The 952-nt window shown below is 68.1% G+C and carries 1 protein-coding gene; it reads right to left on the bottom strand.

What is annotated here, in order from left to right:
* Positions 1-800: 800 nt before the first annotated feature.
* Positions 801-920, bottom strand: a complete 120-nt coding sequence (locus tag ACLQ24_RS29845; protein WP_425895073.1) for a helix-turn-helix domain-containing protein — start codon at positions 918-920, stop codon at positions 801-803.
* Positions 921-952 lie beyond the last annotated feature (32 nt).

Here is a 952-nt window from a genome sequence, read left to right as displayed (position 1 = left end):
ACCCAACTGAACACCAACGAACGGAAAGACTGGGTCACCGCCATCGCCAACCTCGCACCACAGCACCCCGACAAAAATACACAACTCATCACACTAAGTAACGCAATCTTCGACTGCGACAAAAGTGATCTCAGCTGATACGTGGAAGCCGACCCAGGTCGCGGCGGACCCTCGGGGCTGGGGTCAGCCGCCCGGGTGGGGGCGGGTCGTTCCCAGAGCCGGTGCAGGTCAGTGGTCATGGTATGGGCCAGCCGCAGTTGGGTGTAGGTGATCAGGGTCAGCCAGGTCCCACCGGTCGGCGGCCGGTGGGTCGCGTAGACGGGGCTGGGTCCAGCCGAGGACCTTTCCTAGAACCGGAAAGTGTGTTCCACATCGAAGCGGCGCAGATAGGACTGCCAGATCCGCTCGACTGTGGTGGTGTCCAGGCTGGTCGCGGAACACCACAGCCAGACCGGCTTCAGGGGTGCCGGCCGCCGGGCAGCCGCGGTCCACGGTCAGCCGAGTCAGGGTGCGCTCCACGACCGGCAGTTGCCCCTGGTGGGCGGCCCAGCCGCCGCGGCGGTGCAACTGCTGGTGCGGATGCGGGGTCCCATACGTCGGCGTACGCGGTGCCGTAGCGGCTGGTCTCGGTCATGGTGGACACCGCCGCGGGCGGGTGGGTGGGTGTCCGGGCGGTCCAGGTCGATGGCGGGGCCCGTGCCGGGCGGGCCGGCCTGCGCGACCGTGCTCCCGTTCGGCTACGGGCAGGTGGAACACTCGGTCCGAGCGGATCGGCCCTTGGTCTGGCAGTGGATCCGGCGCTAGGCCGTAATCGCCTGGTCAGGGTGTTGTAGTGCCCGGTAGAGGGTGGAGCGGCCGACGTTGAGGTGTTGGGCGATGGTGGTGACGGATTCGCCGCGGGCTTGGCGGGCGCGGGCGATGGCGAGAATGTCGTCGGTGACGGTGGTGGGGC

Origin of the sequence: Micromonospora sp. DT4 (genome assembly GCF_049841675.1) — a bacterium.
In the GTDB taxonomy this organism is placed as follows: domain Bacteria; phylum Actinomycetota; class Actinomycetes; order Mycobacteriales; family Micromonosporaceae; genus Micromonospora.
The sequence above is the reverse complement of the archived record's forward strand: the minus strand, read 5'-3'. Positions and strand labels throughout refer to the sequence as shown.